Annotated in this window: 17 protein-coding genes; 6 read left to right on the top strand and 11 right to left on the bottom strand. The window is 60.8% G+C overall.

Annotated elements, in window-relative coordinates:
* Positions 1-17: 17 nt before the first annotated feature.
* Positions 18-656, top strand: a complete 639-nt coding sequence (locus AC1D06_RS16815) for a LysE family translocator (protein ID WP_477987100.1) — start codon at positions 18-20, stop codon at positions 654-656.
* Here AC1D06_RS16815 and AC1D06_RS16810 read toward each other — a convergent pair.
* Positions 604-1,815, bottom strand: a complete 1,212-nt coding sequence (locus AC1D06_RS16810; RefSeq protein WP_477987098.1) for a glycosyltransferase family 87 protein — start codon at positions 1,813-1,815, stop codon at positions 604-606. The two genes, AC1D06_RS16815 and AC1D06_RS16810, sit on opposite strands and share 53 nt — an antisense overlap.
* Positions 1,816-2,063: 248 nt before the next feature.
* Between AC1D06_RS16810 and AC1D06_RS16805 the strand changes: the two genes are divergently transcribed.
* Positions 2,064-2,498: a c-type cytochrome gene (locus tag AC1D06_RS16805; protein ID WP_477987114.1), complete on the top strand. Its 435-nt coding sequence runs from the start codon at positions 2,064-2,066 to the stop codon at positions 2,496-2,498.
* Between the two features lie 129 nt (positions 2,499-2,627).
* Positions 2,628-3,539 carry a c-type cytochrome gene (locus AC1D06_RS16800; protein ID WP_477987096.1) on the top strand — a complete coding sequence of 304 codons (912 nt, stop codon included), beginning with the start codon at positions 2,628-2,630 and terminating at the stop codon, positions 3,537-3,539.
* A gap of 87 nt (positions 3,540-3,626) precedes the next feature.
* Here AC1D06_RS16800 and AC1D06_RS16795 read toward each other — a convergent pair whose 3' ends face one another.
* Positions 3,627-5,729 (bottom strand): S9 family peptidase, encoded by a 2,103-nt coding sequence (locus AC1D06_RS16795; RefSeq protein ID WP_477987094.1) that lies wholly within the window; start codon positions 5,727-5,729, stop codon positions 3,627-3,629.
* 132 nt (positions 5,730-5,861) lie between these two features.
* On the opposite strand from AC1D06_RS16795, the gene AC1D06_RS16790 reads away from it, so the two are divergent.
* A complete protein-coding gene (locus AC1D06_RS16790; protein ID WP_477987113.1) occupies positions 5,862-6,644 on the top strand; it encodes a polysaccharide deacetylase family protein in 783 nt (260 codons plus the stop codon).
* Between the two features lies 1 nt (position 6,645).
* On the opposite strand, the gene AC1D06_RS16785 is transcribed toward AC1D06_RS16790, so the two are convergent.
* The 3 genes from AC1D06_RS16785 to AC1D06_RS16775 all read right to left on the bottom strand — a co-directional run bounded on the left by AC1D06_RS16785 (position 6,646) and on the right by AC1D06_RS16775 (position 9,997).
* On the bottom strand, positions 6,646-7,038 hold the full coding sequence (locus tag AC1D06_RS16785) for a helix-turn-helix domain-containing protein (protein WP_477987093.1): 393 nt from the start codon (positions 7,036-7,038) through the stop codon (positions 6,646-6,648).
* Between the two features lie 109 nt (positions 7,039-7,147).
* A complete protein-coding gene (locus AC1D06_RS16780) occupies positions 7,148-8,590 on the bottom strand; it encodes an FkbM family methyltransferase (protein ID WP_477987092.1) in 1,443 nt (480 codons plus the stop codon).
* Positions 8,591-8,683: 93 nt separating this feature from the next.
* Entirely contained in the window at positions 8,684-9,997 is a 1,314-nt protein-coding gene (locus tag AC1D06_RS16775; protein ID WP_477987091.1) for a hypothetical protein, read from the bottom strand.
* A 274-nt stretch (positions 9,998-10,271) separates the two neighbouring features.
* Between AC1D06_RS16775 and AC1D06_RS16770 the strand changes: the two genes are divergently transcribed.
* Positions 10,272-11,411 carry a trans-sulfuration enzyme family protein gene (locus AC1D06_RS16770; RefSeq protein ID WP_477987090.1) on the top strand — a complete coding sequence of 380 codons (1,140 nt, stop codon included), beginning with the start codon at positions 10,272-10,274 and terminating at the stop codon, positions 11,409-11,411.
* 158 nt (positions 11,412-11,569) lie between these two features.
* Here AC1D06_RS16770 and AC1D06_RS16765 read toward each other — a convergent pair whose 3' ends face one another.
* The 4 genes from AC1D06_RS16765 to AC1D06_RS16750 form a co-directional block, all read right to left on the bottom strand.
* Positions 11,570-11,923, bottom strand: coding sequence for a DoxX family protein (locus AC1D06_RS16765; protein WP_477987089.1), 354 nt, complete (start codon positions 11,921-11,923; stop codon positions 11,570-11,572).
* A 61-nt stretch (positions 11,924-11,984) separates the two neighbouring features.
* Positions 11,985-12,374 carry a nuclear transport factor 2 family protein gene (locus AC1D06_RS16760; protein WP_477876810.1) on the bottom strand — a complete coding sequence of 130 codons (390 nt, stop codon included), beginning with the start codon at positions 12,372-12,374 and terminating at the stop codon, positions 11,985-11,987.
* 145 nt (positions 12,375-12,519) lie between these two features.
* Complete coding sequence (locus AC1D06_RS16755) at positions 12,520-13,254, bottom strand: SDR family oxidoreductase (protein ID WP_477987088.1); 735 nt, start codon at positions 13,252-13,254, stop codon at positions 12,520-12,522.
* Between the two features lie 112 nt (positions 13,255-13,366).
* Entirely contained in the window at positions 13,367-13,954 is a 588-nt protein-coding gene (locus AC1D06_RS16750; protein ID WP_477876812.1) for a TetR/AcrR family transcriptional regulator, read from the bottom strand.
* Between the two features lie 141 nt (positions 13,955-14,095).
* Between AC1D06_RS16750 and AC1D06_RS16745 the strand changes: the two genes are divergently transcribed.
* Positions 14,096-14,842: a hemerythrin domain-containing protein gene (locus AC1D06_RS16745; RefSeq protein ID WP_477987087.1), complete on the top strand. Its 747-nt coding sequence runs from the start codon at positions 14,096-14,098 to the stop codon at positions 14,840-14,842.
* Between the two features lie 43 nt (positions 14,843-14,885).
* Here the strand turns inward: AC1D06_RS16745 and AC1D06_RS16740 are convergent, their stop codons facing one another.
* Both AC1D06_RS16740 and AC1D06_RS16735 read right to left on the bottom strand, forming a co-directional pair.
* Complete coding sequence (locus AC1D06_RS16740; protein WP_477987086.1) at positions 14,886-15,776, bottom strand: YsnF/AvaK domain-containing protein; 891 nt, start codon at positions 15,774-15,776, stop codon at positions 14,886-14,888.
* Complete coding sequence (locus AC1D06_RS16735) at positions 15,777-16,172, bottom strand: YsnF/AvaK domain-containing protein (protein WP_477987085.1); 396 nt, start codon at positions 16,170-16,172, stop codon at positions 15,777-15,779.
* Between the last annotated feature and the right edge of the window lie 318 nt (positions 16,173-16,490).

Raw genomic sequence — 16,490 nt, 5'->3', positions numbered from 1 at the left:
AACAAAGGCCTCCTGACATGAATTACGCGGAAAATCTCTGGCTCTTCACGGCACTACTGTTCGGCATCATCATCGTGCCGGGCATGGACATGTTGTTGGTGCTTACCAATGCGCTGACGGGCGGGCGAGGGGCCGGGTTCGCGGCGGTGTCCGGCATCATGCTCGGCGGCATGGTGCATACATTGACCGGAACTCTCGGCGCCACGGTGCTTGCCTTCGTCATGCCGTGGCTGCGCCAGCCGCTGATCTTCGTCGGTGCGGCCTATATGGTCTGGGTCGGTTTTGGGCTGATCCGCAGCACCATCACGGTGGACAAGGTCGATGGCGCACGCGTCAGGAGTTTTCCCACCATATTCCGGCAAGGGCTTCTGACCTGCCTTTCCAACCCGAAGGCCTATCTGTTTATCATGGCGGTCTATCCGCAGTTCATGAAGCCGAACTATGGTCCGTTCTGGCAGCAGGCGGTGGTGATGGGGGCGCTGACGATTGTGATGCAGTTCGTGATCTATGGCGCAATCGCGGTCTCGGCGGCTGCGAGCCGTCAGGTGCTGCTGACAAATCAATCGGCAACGATCTATACCGGCCGCGCCGCCGGCGGCCTGATCATTCTGGCAGCAGTTTGGACGGCCTGGGAGGCATGGAGGATGTTCCATTAACCTGCCGCTTGCCCTCGTCGGACAGCAGTGTGGCGAAGGCCGCGAGCAGGATAAGCGGGGTGAGCGGCAGACCCGCCTGGCCCAGTGGCAGCATGCCAATCGGCAGGATGGCGACGAGAATTAGCGACAGCCTGAGTGGCAGCGCCGGCAGCGGCTGCTGACGATCCAGCGGCCAGAGCRCGGCAAATGTCGCGAGTGCGCCGAAATCATAGGCGACGGAATAGGGTACCACCAGCATATTGGCGATCAGCATTGCAAATGCGCGGGACTGGGGACTGCTGAGCCGCCAGAGGCTCAGGAGGAACAGGGCGAAACCGACCAGGGCAAACGGCAGGTGGATACGCATCGCGCTCGCGGCATCGAGCCCAAGACTGCGCGCCGAGCCGAAGGCCGAGCCGATCATATGCGGAAAATCGCCGCCGAACGTGTTCATGATGTCGGTCTGTTTGGGCACAATATATCGAACATAGTCGGACCAGCTCTGCGGGCCGAAGGCGAGGATCGAGAGCACGACAAGGACGATCGTCGTCGCTGCGGTCGCGGCAATCACGGCCCAGCGCCGCTCGTATATCAGCAGCAGCGGTAGGAGGAGGCCGAGCTGCGGCTTGAACGTCAGCAGCCCGAAGAGAATACCCGCCATCACCGGCTTGCGGTCTCTGAGGGCTAGCCCGCCGACCATCAGCGCAGCCGTCAGGAAGCCGTTCTGCGTAGCAACAAGATTGCCGACGATGAATGGCGTCAGCAGGATGGCGGCAACTAGCGTCCAGCTCGGCCGCAGGCTTTGCACCGCGAGCAGGTAAAGTGACAGCGTGAAGCCCAGGAACAGCGCCATGGCCGGCATATATCCGAATAGGCCAAGCGGCAGCAGGAACAGTACCGCATGCGGCGGATAGCTCCAGTTATGCGGTGGATAATCGGCGCCGAACACGGTCTTCATCGCCGCGAAATAGTTGTCCGGCTTACCGAATATAACAGAGCCATGGCCGTCGAGCATCAAATGTCCGGCCATCCAGTAATTGGCGAAATCCTTGTTCTTCACTTGAAACGGCAGCAGGTCGACCGGCGGACTCGAAAACGTCAGCGCCATCGCTGCGGCCGCCGCAATTATGACGACGGTGAGGATGAGAATCAGGGGGCGCAAGGATTGCCGCTGCTGCATCGAATGATCCGCTGGAGCCCATTTCGGGTCGTATCCTTATAGCCGATGGATCGTTGCCGGGTGGTGAACGATCACTTTTTAGCGACGTGACACCAGTTTCCTCGAGATTTTCTGGGGGGAGAGGTCGCACTTCAACATAATCTCACCAAAAAGTTATTTTGCTTTTCCGCCCAATTTGTAATGTCTAACTGTTTGAATCAGTGGCCTGATATGTCTGGGCTCAAACGCAACTGGAGATCACCAATATGATGAAGATAATACTGGCGGCCAGCATCCTCTGTCTGTTCGGCACGACCGCCGTTCTTTCCGCCGAGAACATGCATGATGCCCGCTCGCAAGCGATGAAGACGATTGGTGGCGCCGTGGGCGGGCTTGTCGCAATCGCCAAGGGCCAGAAGCCCTATGATGCCGGCGCCGTGAAGGCGTCGCTGACGAAGATCAGCGAGACGATCAAGGTCTTCCCGACCCATTTCCCGACCGGCTCCGAAACCGATGATGATGTTGCCAGCCCGAAGATCTGGGCCAACATGGATGACTTCAAGGCGCATGCCGCCAAGCTTGGTTCGGATGCCGATATGCTGCTGGCGCAGCTTCCGGCCGACCAGGCTGCCGTCGGTAACGCGCTCAACACGCTGGGCAACGATTGCGGCGCCTGCCACCAGACCTATCGCCTGAAGAAGTAAGGTTCTCTCCTGTCCGCCGCAGCCACGGCCTTCGGACGTGGCTGCGGCGGCTTTTCGTATGAGAGTGCCTCTGGTCTGCATCCGTAGGCCATGGCAAATTCGCCCAAACCAAAGCGGGAGAGAAAGCATATGGCCGGCAAAGTGGTGAAGGCGATCGGCGGTTTGATCGTGCTTGGCGTGATCGGCGCTGGCGCATTCCTCTACATCACCCGGCCGCAGCCGATGCCGGATTCCTATTGGGCCCAGGATGGCACGCCCGACGTCAAGAATGGCGAACTGGTGTTCTCGATGGGCGGCTGCGTCTCCTGTCACAAGGCGCCGGACGCCAAGCCGGGGCAGGAATTGACCTTGTCGGGAGGGCTGGCGCTGAATAGCCCATTCGGCACGTTCCACGTGCCCAACATCTCGCCTGACGACAATGCCGGCATCGGCAAATGGACGCTCGCCGAATTCGGCAACGCCATCACGCGCGGCGTCGGCCCTGATGGCAGTCATCTCTATCCGGCTTTGCCTTACAGTTCCTATATCCGCATGACGCCCAAGGATGTCGGCGACCTCTTCGCCTATATCAAGACGCTGCCGAAGAGCAGCAATGTCGCCCCGGCGCACGAGATCAATTTCCCCTTCAATATAAGGCTGCTGCTCGGAGGCTGGAAGTTCCTCTATCTCGACGATCAGCCGCGCATCCAGATGGCGACCGCCGATGAACAGGTGAAGCGCGGCCAGTATATCGTCGAGGGACCCGGCCACTGTGGCGAATGCCATACGCCGCGCGATCAGTTCGGCGGCTTCAAAGCCAATATGTGGCTGGCCGGCGCCCCCAACCCGGAAGGCAAGGGCAAGATACCGGATATCACGCCCGGCGGCGCGATCGCCTCGTGGAGCGAGGACGACATTGCCGGCTATCTCGAAAACGGCATGACGCCGGATTTCGACACGGTCGGCGGCTCGATGGTCGAGGTGCAGAAGAACATGGCCAAGCTGCCCAAGGAAGACCGCGCAGCCATCGCAGCTTATTTGAAGGTCATTCCGAAGCGCTGACTATCGGATCAGCCGACGTAGATTGCCTGGGAAGGCCTGCATGGAGTGCGGCCGGCGCCTCTTAGCTTTCGGCGCCGGCCGGCAATGTCATGTCCGTTTTCCGCACACTTTCAGCGCGAAGGCATATTCGTAGGCGATTTCCTCCAGCCGCTGGAAACGGCCGGAGGCGCCGCCATGGCCCGCACCCATATTGGTCTTGAGCAGGATGGCGTTGCCGCTGGTGGAGAATTCCCGGAGCTTCGCCACCCACTTGGTCGGCTCCCAATAGGTGACGCGCGGGTCGGTCAGGCCCGACAGCGCCAGGATCGGCGGATAGGGTTTCGCGCCGACATTGTCATAGGGCGAATAGGAGGCGATGTTCTTGTAGTCCGTGATGCTTTCGATCGGATTGCCCCATTCCGGCCATTCCGGCGGGGTCAGCGGCAAAGTGTCATCAAGCATCGTGTTGAGCACGTCGACGAAGGGCACGGCGGCGATGATGCCGCCGAATTTCTCCGGCGCCAGGTTGGCGATGGCGCCCATCAGCATGCCGCCGGCCGAGCCGCCCTCGGCGACGATCCGGTCATAGGCGGTGAATGTCTCGGCCACCAGGTGGTCGGCTGCGGCGATGAAATCGGTGAACGTGTTGGTCTTGTGGCCCATTTTGCCGTTTTCGTACCAGGCAAAGCCCTTTTCCTTGCCGCCGCGGATATGGGCGATGGCATAGACGAAGCCGCGATCGACCAGCGACAGTGCATTGGCGTTGAAGCCGGCGGGAATGGTGATGCCATAGGCGCCGTAGCCGTAGAGCAGGCAGGGCGCCGAGCCGTCAAGCGGCGTATTCTTGCGGTAGAGCAGCGACACCGGCACTTTCTGGCCGTCCGTGGCGGTGGCAAAGATCCGCCGGGTGACATAGTCCTCGATCGTGTGGCCGGACGGCACTTCCTGGGTCTTGAGCAGCACGCGCTCGCGGGTCCGCATATTATAGTCGAAGAGCTGGGTCGGCGTGGTCATCGACGAATAGCTGAAGCGGACCCAGTCGGTGTCATATTCCAGCGCGCCGCCGAAGCCGAGCGAATAGGCCTCTTCGTCGAAGCCGATGGCATGCTGCTCGCCGGTGGCGCGGTCGCGGATGAGGATGCGCGGCAGGCCCTCGTGGCGTTCCATCCAGACGAGATGGCCCTTATAGGCATCGACGGAGAGGATCAGCGTGCCGGACCGGTGCGGCACGACCTCGGTCCAGTTCTCCTTGCGAGGCGATTCAACGGGCGCCTGCATGATCTTGAAATCCTTGGCATCTCCGTCATTGGTCAGGATGAAGAAGACGTCGCCGCCCTCGGCCATCTCATATTCGATGCCGGTGTCGCGCACCGCGATCAGCTTCGGCTCCCCCGTCAGGTCCTTGGTCGACAGGATGCGGTGTTCCGAGGTCTCGTGGTCATGGATGTCGATGAAGATATAGTCATCCAGCGACGAGCCGCCAACGCCCATGAAGAAGCCCGGATCCTCTTCCTCATAGACCAGCCGGTCGGCCGATTGCGGCGTGCCGAGGAGATGATGGAAGACTTTCGAGGGCCGGTGGTTGTCATCGAGCATCGTATAGAAGAAGCTCTTGCCGTCCGGCGCCCAGGTGCCGCCGCCGCCGGTGCTCTCAATCACGTCGGGCAGATCCACACCTGTGGCGAAATCGCGGACCTTGACGGTAAAGAATTCCGAGCCCTTGTCGTCATAGCCCCAGAGGCCCTTGTCGTGACCGGACGTGTGATTGATGCCCGACATGCGGAAATAATCCTTGCCCTCGGCCTCGCGATCGCCATTGAGCAGGATTTCCTTGATGCCGTCGCCGCCATCGCGCTCGATGCGGAAATAATGCGCCTGCTCGCCGCCGGTGACGAACAGCGAGCCATAGGCATAGGGGCCGTCCTTCATCGGCACGGAGGAATCGTCCTCCTTGATGCGGCCGCGCATTTCCTTGAACAGCGTCTTGCGCAGTTCCTCCGTGTCGGCCATGGCGGCGTCCTGGTAGGTATTCTCGGCCTCCAGGTAGCGGCGGATGTCCGGGTCGAGCACGGATGTGTCGCGGAACACGTCCTGCCAATTGTCGGCCCGCAGCCAGGCATAATCATCCGTCCGGGTGATGCCATGGCGGGTGTCGGTCGCGGGTTTCTTTTCGGCTTTCGGAGGTGAGGGAAGATTGTTGAAAAGGGCCACGTTATACTCTCTCAGGAGATGCTCTTGTCCGCCAGACATAAAGGGCTGATGCTGCGACTTCAAGGCGGCTGGCGCTCGATGAGGAATTGGCCTATGAGCGCGCCGGTGAAATGCGTGGATGATGGAATGACGATATCTAGACTTCTGGCCGGCTTCGCAGCGCTCGCAGTTTCGGTGGCATGCCTTTCGGGTGCCGCAGTGCCGACGACGACGCCGATCCTGCCGAAGCCCCATGCCCATGCCAACCGTCTGCTGGAGCCCACCCTGAAGCTCAGCAGCAACATGCCGGGCCAGACGACTGTGGCACTGACCTTCGACGCCTGCATGGGCAAGGCCGATCACCGCATCCTCGATGCGCTGGTCGACAACCATATTCCGGCGACCATTTTCGTCACTGCCCGCTGGCTGAAGCACAATGCCGAGGCCTTTGCCATCATGCAGGCGCATCCCGATCTGTTCGAGATCGAGGATCATGGCCTCAACCACATCCCGGCCGTCGATCGCCCGGCCAGCATCTATGGCATCAAGTCGGCGGGTTCGCCTGAGGCGGTGGCGCTGGAGGTCGAGGGCGGCACGGACGCGATCGTCAAGGCCGGTGCGCCCAAACCGACATTCTTCCGTGGTGCGACGGCAAAATACACGGCATCGTCGATCAAGCAGATCGAGGCTTTGGGCTACAAGATCGCCGGCTATTCCGTCAACGGCGATGGCGGCTCCCTGCTCGGCAGGGTCGCCACCGAGCGCAATTATGCGCGGGCCAAGGACGGCGACGTGATCATCTCGCACATCAACCAGCCCACACATGACGCCGGCGAGGGCGTGGTGGCTGGTATCCTGGCGCTGCAGAAGCGCGGCTACCATTTCGTCTTGCTACGCAACCAGCCGGAAGTGCTGGGGCAGACGGCGCAGCGGTAAGTCAGGCGGAAAGTTTCGAGCTGATTATCGGATAGGGCTTTACCAGGATATCGCCGGGAATCTGCCATCCGTTGACCAGCTTACGGATCATGCCAAGCGTCAGAGGACGATGCTTCGACAATATCCCGGAGGCGCGGGACGCTGAGCCGAGTAGGTCGGCGAGATCACTCTGACCATAGCCCTTATTCTGCATGAAACCGGTCAGGAATTCGATGGGATCGATGTCATCGATCGGCCAATGCCGGGCCTCGTAGGCATTTACCAGATCGGTCAGCACGTCGAAGCGGTCAGCCTCAGCAGTACCCGGTTCCGGCAGATGGTCGAAATAGTGCTCGATTTCGACAAGAGCCCAATCATAGTCGGCTTCGGTTTTGAGAGGGCGGATATCATTCATCACACTGTCCTCGCATCGATCCTGTCACATTCGGCATGCGTGCCGATGAATTTGATCATCACACGATAGCACGACCGCCGTAGGCTTTCCGCCTGACTTCAACCCCGTTCTAAAGGCCAACGATCTCCCGCCAGATCTGCCAGTTCATCGAAGTGTCCGGCTGCAGCAGCGGATGGTCCGGGCCAATATTGAGTGGCAGTCCGCGGCGGCGGGCGGTCAGCGCCAGCCGGCGGTCGATGGCCGGGTCGTGGCCCGGGCGGCTGGCAAGGGCGGCGAGCGGCTCGATCGGATCGTTTGCGAAATAGCCGGAATAGGATTGGCGGATTTCGATAAGTTCGCGCAGGATATCGGGCAGGTGTTCGAACGCCTGGCCGAGGTCGCGGTGGTAGAATTCCGGCGCCGGCGGCAGGAAGGGCGATTTGAGCGTCGCCAGCGTTGTCGGCGGCAGGCCGGCGAGTTTGCGGGCGACACCGATGCTGACACCGCGCTCGCCAAGCAGATGGCAGAGATTGAGGCGCAACAGCCAGAGCGCCACGTCGCCCTTGCCGGAATTGGCCATGGCTGTCACCCGCGCCAGCGCCTCGCGCGCCAGGATGAAGCGCTGTGCTGCCGGCCGCGATGGATCGCGCGCGATCAGTCCGGCCGAAAGCGCCAGGTCATGCTCCGGGCTCGGCGAGGCGGCATTGCGCCAGGCGCTTTCATATTTTTGGGCGAAGGGCAGGGCGAAGAGCTGCTCCTGCCACGCCGCAACGGGGAGGGGTGTTGCGGCCGCCTGTGGGGTGACCAGCAGGTTGCGCGCCGCCAGCACCTCCGCCCGCTCGGGCTTGCAGGCGAAGAGATTGAGCAGGAAGCCGTCGGCCGATGCGGGATCGAAAGGCACCAGTGCGCCAAGGCCCGGCGCCAGCCGATAGATGCCGTAGCCGAGCGCCTGGAAGGCCTCGATCAGGCCGTGATTGACCTCGGCGCCATGCTTGAGTTCGAACATGACCAGCGGCGATTGGCGGCTGAAGAATTTTGCGCCGCCCGAGAGGATTTTGACTTCCTCGCCTTCGGCATCGAGCTTGACGAAGTCGATTCCCGCGTGGATGCCCTCGCGTTTGAGGAAAGCGTCCAGCGCATAGAGTTCGATTCGCTCGCGCTCGCCGCCTGCGCCATAGAGCGAATTGGTCTCGCTGTTGCCGGAGACGGAAATCTCGGCCGAGCCGTCATGGTCGGACAGGCCGGCATGGACCCAGCGCATGCGGTCGGCGAGACCGTTGAGCGCGATGCTCTGCGCCATCATCCGGCCGGGTGCCACCGTTGGCTCGAACGCCCATACATGGCCGGATGTCAGGGCAGACGCGATGCTGAGCCCGTAGACGCCATGGTTGGCGCCAATGTCGAAGGTATTCATCTCGGGCGTCACGAGCGCGCGGATGAAGTCCATCTCGTCCTCGAACCAGTCCTCCTGTTCGAGCAGGATATAGCCGGTCATCAGTTGGATCGTCGGGCTGACGCAGACGCGCACGCCGTTCTTGATGGTGATGGGCCAGGGGGCAGGCATGGTCGACATGAGCGCTTTCCGGTCAAACAGGATCAGCTGTTGACTATCGGCAAACGCTTGCCCGGGCCTGTCAGCCGGCACGCTCTACGACCATTCGCGCGTTCAACTGAGTGCGTTGCGCGCCTTGAAGCCGAGATAGACGGAATGGCTGATCCCCATGAGGATCAGGAGATTGTTGTCGAAATCGACAAAGCGAAAATTATAGACCACATGCCAGATGAAGATCGCGCCGAGGATCAGCGTCCACATAAACGCCTGCAACCGATAGAGCTGCGGTCCGTGCTCGTCCGACAGGATATCGAACAGGAAACCGCCGGAAGGGCGCTTCGCGGCCGACTCGTCGGTGAGTTGGACGGCCGCCAGTCCCGTTGCGCCGCTGATGCCCAGGAGCACCAATATGCCCGGTGTCACAAGGTTCTGATATTGGCCGGTGGATAGCCAGATGAACACGAAGCCAACGCTGGACAGGATCAGCCAGAAGGCCATCTGGCTTTTCGCCAGACTGTAGGTGCCGCGCAGGACGCTCGCCGCCGCGTTTGGACCGGCTAGCCTCGCAAGAGATCTGTCCAGCCGCATGATCTCTGCATCCGCACCGGAGATCCTCGTCTTTTTTGCGTCATCGGTTTCGCCAGCTGGGGCAGCGTCACGAAGCGCCTGGGCCTTTGTCCGTTGATCGTCCAGCTCCGCGCCGGTCCAGGTCTGGACGCCATCGCGCAGGATCGACGATTGGCGGACGTAAAGAATGAAGCTGATGATTAGGAGGCTGAGCGCCATGGCACCTGCAATGGTGACGCCCTTATAGAAAACGATGAGAACGGTCGCCCGTTTCATCACAACTTCCGGCGTGTCCGTTCGCGACCGGGATAGACCGACCGCGATCGATTTTTCAGAAAAGCCGGAGTCGGAATGCAGCAGGTCCCGCCAGAATTCTGCCGATTCCTTGGACGCATCCTCCTGCGCCGTCAGTGTGATCAGGATCGTCTGTGGCGTCGCGATCGGCTTGGCTTTCTGCTCGAGATGATCCGCCCGAAGATTGTTGAGAAATATGGACAGAGCAATGGTGGCTGACGGATCCGGGTTCTTCTCCATGGCGGCTGAAGCACCCGAAACGATCAGGCAGAGCGTGTGCTCGAAGGAGGTTCGCTTTGGCCAGGCGAAGTGGAGGGTCAGCTTGTCGGAGGCATTGCCCCAGAACCACGTCGTGTCGTCGACAGCAGCCTTTTCGGTGTCTTTGTTGACAGCAGCCTTGCGGGCGTCTTTGTAGACGCCTGCCTTCTCGGCTTCAACGCCGCATGTTTCAGCGCTGACAGCGTCGTCGCTGCTTGGCTGAAGGTAAAAAGCAGTAAGGCTGATGCAGATAATCAGTGCGACCGCGCCAAGGATCGCCAATGCACGGCTTATTTCGCGCTCTTTCATCGCCCCCTCCATCACAGGCCTCTCCCGGCACAACGCTGTTGGAGCCGGGTTTTGGGCAATGGCCTGCAACTCATACGATAGTTTAATTGTGACAGGAGGTCAATTGCGGCGTGCACCTCGGCTCCCGCCGATTTTGCCGGACATGCGGAACCGGTCTCACGACAGCGATCAGTGCGTGACCACGGAGCGTTGGATTTTCCCGAGCCTGCCGTTATAGGCTGAAGCCGACAGCATCCGATGGCGATTGCGCCGGCGGGAGGAAGAGGAGATGGTGATGGAATGGTCGAAGGCGAGCCTGCTGGCGCAGGCGATGGGCAGGATCGACGAGGCAACGCGCGCGGTGACGCCGCCGATCCATGTCAGTTCGACCTTCATCCGCGATCCGGACAATCAGTACCGGTCGGGAAATATCTATGGCCGGCCCGACAATGAAACCGTGCGCGAAGCCGAAAGCGTGCTGACCATGCTCGAAGGTGCGGCTGCGTCGATGCTGCTCGGCTCCGGCATGTCGGCGGCCACGGCGGTGTTCCTGGCGCTTCAGCCCGGCGACCATGTCGTGGCGCCGACTGTCATGTATTGGGGCCTGCGCAATTGGCTGAAGAACGATGCCACCGCCTGGGGGCTGAAGGTCGATTTCGTCGACACGAGCGATCTCGATGCGCTAAGCGCCGCCGTCCGGCAGGGCGAAACCAAGCTCGTCTGGATCGAGACGCCGTCCAATCCGATGTGGTCGGTGACCGACATTGCCGGCGCAGCTTCGATCGCGCATGGCGCCGGCGCCCGGCTTGCCGTGGACTCGACAGTTGCGACGCCGATCCTCAGCCAGCCGCTGTCGCTCGGCGCCGATATCGTCATGCATTCGGCGACCAAATATCTCAACGGCCATTCCGATATCATCGCCGGCGTGCTGTGCACGGCGCGCGAGGACGATTTCTGGGCGCGGATCAAGCGCGTGCGCTCGATGCTCGGCCAGATCCTCGGGCCGTTCGAAGCCTTCCTGTTGCTGCGCGGCATGCGCACGCTCGATCTTCGGGTGCGGGCGATGAGCGCCTCGGCCATAGCGGTCGCCACGCATTTTGCCGCTGATCCGCGGGTGCTGGACGTGCTCTATCCAGGCCTCAACACGCATCCCGGCCATGCGGTCGCGGCGCGGCAAATGCAGGGCGGTTTTGGCGGCATGCTGTCGATCCGCGTGCGGGCCGGCGAGGAGGCAGCGATCCGGACCGCGGCGAATGTAAAACTCTGGAAGCGCGCGACCTCGCTCGGCGGGGTTGAATCGCTGATCGAGCATCGCGCGTCGATCGAGGGGCTGGGGACGCCGTGCCCGAGCGATCTGCTCAGGCTGTCGGTGGGGCTGGAGACGCCGGGGGATTTGATCGAGGATCTTGGGGCTGCGTTAAGAGCAAATATGTGAATGGAGGCTGCGGCCGCGCTTTGTGGGTTGCGCTGTGGCCCTCAGGGATTGTCATGCGGGTGCGAAGAGCCGGGGACGAAATCGCGTGAATTTTTCAAGCACTTTGCGCCCGAAGCCGATGCGGATGTTCGAACCTTGAATCGAAGCGAGGATGGAAGCTACAGCCATCGTCTCCGCCTTGCTGTCAGGCGAGCGACGAGACCACAAAGACCCAGGACAATGAGAGGAGGTATCGCATGCACATACTCGCCATGGAACATAACCGTAGCCGCAGCCGCCAGCATGACGGTACTCCCGAGCAGTGAGCCGTAAAGGCGCAGTGGTTTGAAGATGAGCATGACCGCGGTCGTGAGCTCGCAGATGGCGGTCAGATAATGAAAGCCTTGCGGATAGCCCCACCGGGCGTAATCCGCGGCAATTTCGGGACTGACGAAGGTGTTGCCATAGGCCCCTATGACGAAGAAGCCTCCAAGCAGCCAGACAAGGACGTTTCCTGGGTGAAATCCGGGCATGAAGGAGGCTTTCTTCTCGAATCCCGATCGGGACAGGTTGACGGGAAGAGCACGGGCAATCTCAACGCGACGGCGCTTGAAGAGCGAGCCTGCGGCTCGCCAGGCGCCAGCCTTGCGGTGTTCGCCGCAGCTCGTCGGTGTAAGTTACGCTCGCCACCGCGCCGTTCGACAACAGGCCGAGGCCCTTTGACTCGGCCAGGATCTCGTCGTTGGGGCCTTCGTGAACGAACACGTTCGTGGTGTGATGCGCGCTTGCGTGACCCTCCTGGCTCGCCATGTGGCGGATCGCTGCAATGCCTGTGACCGGGGGAAACCCAAAAACGCTCGAGTCAAAAAAGGCATCTTCGGTAAAGACTTCACCGAACCGGTCCCACGCATGGTTGTCCACGAGGTGTGCCCAGAGCGAGAGGATTTGGTTGATCTCGACGATGTCGTCCGTGGTTGGTTTCATTTCTCATGGTCCTTGAAAGGGGATGGCGTGCAATTTCGCTGCCATGCTGGACGTCGGATGCAGCGTCCTTCCGGGACGCCAATATCCCCGCCTCACTGATCGTTCTTGTGAATGCCGGGCCCACAAAGTGCCCAGCTGAAAGCGATCACCAGTTGATCGGGCCCTGCGTGTTGAAAAACCGGCCGCTCGGTCCGGCGTCGTCCAGCAAGGCATATTTGACCGATGCCTTGACGCCGTCCTCGATGGTGACGTAGCCGCCGCCCCTGTTCAAATCGGTCATGACATAGCCGGGGCAAATGGAGTTGACCTTGATCGGCGTGTCGCGCAATTCGAAAGCAAGCTGCACGGTCAGCATGTTGACTGCGGCCTTGGAGGCGGCATAACCGAGCCATTTGACATTGGGGTTCGGGTTACCCGGGTCGCCGTTCCACCAGAGCGATCCCACACTGCTCGACAGGTTGACGATGCGTCCGCTGGCGGCCTGGCGGATCAGAGGCAGCATTTTCTGCGTCACGATCACGGTGCTGATGAAATTGACCTCGAGTGTTTCCCGCATGGCGTCCGTCGCCACGACACCCGGAAAATCGTCGGTGTCGAGCAGCAGGATGCCCGCATTGTTGATCAGGATGTCGAGCCTGCCAAAACGCTCGCCGATCGAAGACGCGGCAGCGTCAATCGTATCAGGCCGATTGAGATCGATTTCGATTGCCTCGACCGCCAGCCCCTCGGCGCGTAGGGTGTCGGCCTTCTCCTTTCCGCTTGCCAGATCGCGTGCGCCGAGAAGGATGAACACGCCCTCACGGCCGAGCTGGCGAGCCGTTTCAAAACCGAGGCCGCGGGTCGCGCCGGTGACGAGTGCGATCTTTTGATGTGTGGGCATTCATTTTCTCCGGGCAGGCGCGCCTTGCTGGGCGACGCTGTTTGCAATGACGTTGCTCAGCAACGCATTGTGAAATTGCACGGAAAATTATGTCTGTCAATGACAAATGTCACTAGGTGACATTTTGTTGGAATTGGACGATGCTGGCCGCCCGGTCGAAGAAATCGGGCAGCGACATTGCAGCTCCTCCCTCCACCCAACTGCTGATCGATGCCCGAATGAGCGCGAAAACTGTTCCCGCGATCGTATAGGCGACAATGTCCGGGAGCGGAGACGGTCTGTCCGGGGAGGCGAGGATATGGGCGACTTCGTCGATCAGCTCGGCAATCATCTGTTCCTTTCGCGCGGAAATGCTCCTGTTGGAACGGATTGCCGTCTCGATGGTAAGGAAGAAGCGCGATTTCTCCTCGAAGGCCATCAGCATCGCCCGCGCAGCGGCAAGAAGGGCTGCCACCGGCGGCTCCGACTTGAGCCGCTCCTTCAGCTCTTCCCGGATGATCGTCATGCCGTCCTGCACCCAGCTGACGATCACATCCTCCTTTGTCGGGAAATAACGCAGCAGCGTACGGGGCGAAACGCTGACGGCAGCAGCGATATCGGCGACGGTCGTCTCCTCGAAACCGCGCTTGTGGATCAGGTCCAGCCCGGCCTCAAGCAACTGCGTTCGCGTGCGATCCTTCTTGTCTTCCCGGAGTCCCAAGATTTTCTCCACGCTGAATGCGATGGGCTTCTTTTGACACATAATGCCATTTGTCGTCCAGCGACAGAGATACGGCTTGGAGCCAAGCGACCTCACGCTTTTGAGGACGGCAACTCTGTATTCCCAGCGACTGGCGCCCCAATGAGACGGAAAGCAGCCCTTCGTGCCGCCTGCATCACTCCTTCTCCACAGGCCCGTCCAACACTACCCTATCCGACCCGGTCAAAATCGATCGTCAGCTTATTTCCCTCGATTGCCGATCTCGCGGTGGAACACCCGGTCAACGATCACAAAGGCCGAAGGCATGCACCTTCGACTTCGCCACCGGTTCGCCCTAAATTGCCAGATCGAATGAAGCTTCGTGCAAGTCTTGCGAATGCTTCGCGAGCGACAATGCGACGACACGAACCGGAGAAACAAATGATAACAGAACATGTCGCGCAATGGACCAATCGCCAAAGGGAGCAGTTCCGGCTTTGTGATGCCCTTGACCAGATGGCCGAGCGTCTGCCGCTGTTCGAGGTCCAGGCGTGCGCGGAAGTCGTTTCGAAAATGCTGTCGACACTTTCGTCGGCTCACGCTTACGAGGAGGGCGAATTGTTTCCGCGGCTCGAGGCAAGCTCGTCACAGATCGGCGGCGTGCTATCGATTTTTCGAGCCCACCACGCTGAAGACCGTGCGGAAGCAGAGCGGATCGCGTCGTTGATAGCAGACATGGCGGAACGGGGTGTGATGGACGTGATTGCGCAGTTGAAAATTCAAATGCCGCTCTTCGCCCGCAGTCTGCGCAGGAACGTCCAGTTCGAACAGGCGATCTGCCGCGCCTTGTTTGCCGCGGCAAAATCCTCGACGGACCAGTCGGGAACCGTGCGCCGGATGGCGTCGTAGAGGATGGGCAGGGTGGGGCCGCATTGCGGCCCCGTCTGCAGCTTCACTTCTTCCAGGTCTGGTTCTGGCCGGGCTGACGCTGGCCCTGGAGACCCTGGCTCTGCGTGTTGCGTTGATCCTCGACCTCGACCTCGGTATGGCGGACACTGTCGTCGACGGTTTCAGTCCGCTGGCTCTCGGATTTCTTCAGCACCACTTCCTCGGTGACCCGGGCGTCCTTCCGGACTACGGGCTGTTCGTGACGCTCTTCCGCTTCGATGGTCCGGTCGCGGAAAGCCGTGTCGGCGTCGGTGATTGGGCGGTCGACATTGCGCCGCTCGACAGAGACGTTCTGGTCGCGGAGCGTCACTGCTTCGGAAACCGGCGTGTCGACGACGTAAGAACGCACGCGCACGCTGCCGCTGTCGACGTCGCGCTTGCCGATCTTGAGGTCCTCCTTGACGACCGGAATGACGTCCTCGCCCGCGGTGGAGCGATCGACCGCGAAAGCATCTTCCGTGGTGCGTGACGCCTGGTCGGCGCGAAGGGACGACGCTGAGCGATCGAAGCCGGGATTGCTCGGCGTCCATCCTTCGGCGCGCCAGCTGTCGGCCCATTCGTCGACGTCGATCGTGCCTTCGTCATCGAGAATATCGAGCGCCTGGCCGTGCTGCGTTTCTGTGACATTGCTGACGGTCACGAGATAACCGCCCCGGCGCAGACCTTCCGCATAGACGGCGCGGTCGTCATCGGGGAAAAAGAAATCGCCGAGTGCAGCCCAAAAGCCGCGGCTTTCGCCGACGTCGGTGGCAGCGACATTGTCGGATTCGTTGCCGGGAACGAGCCGGACATCGCTCTGCGCAATCCCTGCGGCGACGAGCTCACGCGTTGCCTCTTCGGCGTCGGAGCGATCTCGGAAGAAGGCTGTCAGTGTACGCGCATTTTGGGTTTCCATTTAACTCTCCTGTTGGTTTTTCTCTGGGTAAATCACTTCCCGTTCGACGATCGCCTGCTGTTTGCGCACTGTGACGGGCACTCGTACGGTCTGCTGGTCGCGCCTTCGCATCACGTGCAGCTCTTCCCGCAGCACCAGCCTCTTCTCGACCACGAGGACTTCTTCAATAACGGGAATGATCGTCGTATCGCCTTCGACACGAACCTCGGGGGCAGTGGTCACGATTTTGTCTATCGGCACCCTCTTTACCTCGACGTCGCAGTGTTCGAGATCAGCAGTGGCATGCTCCACGATTTCCTGGGTGACGGTCTGCACCCGCACACGTCCGGTGATCCGCTCTTCGACGCCGATGCTGATTTTTTCTTCCGCCAGGGGAATGCGTATCGATCCGTTCATGCCTGTTCCTTTCATTTGGGAACGATCGCGGAGTCGCTTAGTTCCGAAGTTTTACCCGGAAGAGGCAAGATCATGGCTTGGCAGGGTGAAATGAGTGCTATCCGGCATTATGCCATGTCGCCATGGGGGTAAGCATGGAGAAAGTCACCGAAGCGTAGGCCCGTCCGTTTCAGACCGACGTGTCCGCGGAAACCGGCCATCTTCCCGCCGTGAAGCTTTCAAACATTGCGGGAGTTCGGGTGAAGCGCTCGGTTGGACGGAACGGGACACGCCTGGCGTTTCGTTGCCCGCAGCGAGAAATCGGCAAAATCACTACGT

The organism is Rhizobium sp. P2_G2 (assembly GCF_056403555.1).
Note: the sequence above shows the minus strand (reverse complement) of the source record. Positions and strands in the feature narration are given on the sequence as shown.